Genomic DNA, 1,177 nt, shown 5'->3' with positions numbered 1-1,177 from the left:
TAAACTCTATTATATTTAACTAATACAAAGAGATAGCGATGCGCGTTTACACTCCTCCGATGACTAAAACGCGCATGCGCACTATACAGCTGTTATGTAACTAGGAGTAAATATGGACATTATTGAAACGGATAGCTTTTCGGCTACGGGCTTTTTGATTCGTACTACTAATGCGGATGAAATGAATCCTTCAACTGCAAAAATTGGAAACCTTTGGAGTAAGTTTTATACAGACGCAGCCCCAAAGCTAAACGAAAAATCGAAAGTATATGGTTTGTACACAAACTATGAATCTGACGTTACAGGTGCTTTTGATGTAGTGGCGTGCTCGGACACATTATCATCAGAGGTGTTGCCCGAGGCAGTCAATGTGAAGGTTGCTTCAGGTAAGTACGTCACTTTTTCAGCAACGGGTGAGATGCCACAAGTAGTGACCGACCTATGGGGTGAAGTATGGAGTTATTTTAGTTCAGAAAGCTGCCTTTTCGAGCGAGCGTATACAACAGACTTTGAATATTATAAAAGTGAGAATGAAGTTGAGATCTCTATTGCAATTAAGTAGTTACATAACAAAGCGTTTAAGGTGATTCCTAACCGTTTGCTGGTTTCGCTTCGCTCAAGATCTTAGCAAACGGTACGTCACACCTTAACGCGGCGTTAGGGCTAAAAATTGTAAGTTCATAAATCGAGGTACTCATGACTAATGAGGCGAAAGAACAAGAATTAAATGTCGAAGTTACGGCAAAGAAAGATGAGTTGTCTCTTAAAGCAAAAGGGGCAGGATTACTGATTTTAATCGCAATTTGCTTGGTTGGAATTGTACTCGTAGCACTAAAAATGGCTGATAGTGAAAACATGACAGTACTTTTTCTGCCATTAATATTCTTGTCTTACATCGCCAACAATTTGATTGCGACACTTGATGCCACGCTGGGTTTAACAGTTCGTCATCACGATTGACCTTTAGCCCTAACAAACTGTTTAAGAGTGATTCGCAACGCGTGGCATTTTTACTATGCGTTGCGTTTAGTGTTTAAGGTGGTATGCGGCAATATCGGTATTACGTTGCTCACACCTTAACAGGGCGTTATAAATCACGTATGGAGAATCTATGAAATTATTGAATAAAATTACCGCAGTAGGGATGCTTGCCTTCGCTCCTGCATGTTTTTCGGCT

General features: G+C 40.4%; 2 protein-coding genes. Both read left to right on the top strand.

Features of this window, described 5'->3' with window-relative positions:
• The first annotated feature begins 112 nt into the window (after positions 1-112).
• Entirely contained in the window at positions 113-562 is a 450-nt protein-coding gene (locus tag N512_RS0119035) for a GyrI-like domain-containing protein (protein WP_028781322.1), read from the top strand.
• 134 nt (positions 563-696) lie between these two features.
• Positions 697-960 (top strand): hypothetical protein, encoded by a 264-nt coding sequence (locus N512_RS0119030; RefSeq protein ID WP_028781321.1) that lies wholly within the window; start codon positions 697-699, stop codon positions 958-960.
• Positions 961-1,177: the final 217 nt, after the last annotated feature.

Origin of the sequence: Shewanella sp. 38A_GOM-205m (genome assembly GCF_000518445.1) — a bacterium.
Classification (GTDB): domain Bacteria; phylum Pseudomonadota; class Gammaproteobacteria; order Enterobacterales; family Shewanellaceae; genus Shewanella; species Shewanella algae.
Note: the sequence above shows the minus strand (reverse complement) of the source record. Positions and strands in the feature narration are given on the sequence as shown.

Bases quoted from the DNA above. Each gene is read 5' to 3' on its own strand.
- N512_RS0119035 (WP_028781322.1), top strand. From the start codon at position 113: ATGGACATTATTGAAACGGATAGCTTTTCGGCTACGGGCTTTTTGATT.
- N512_RS0119030 (WP_028781321.1), top strand. From the start codon at position 697: ATGACTAATGAGGCGAAAGAACAAGAATTAAATGTCGAAGTTACGGCA.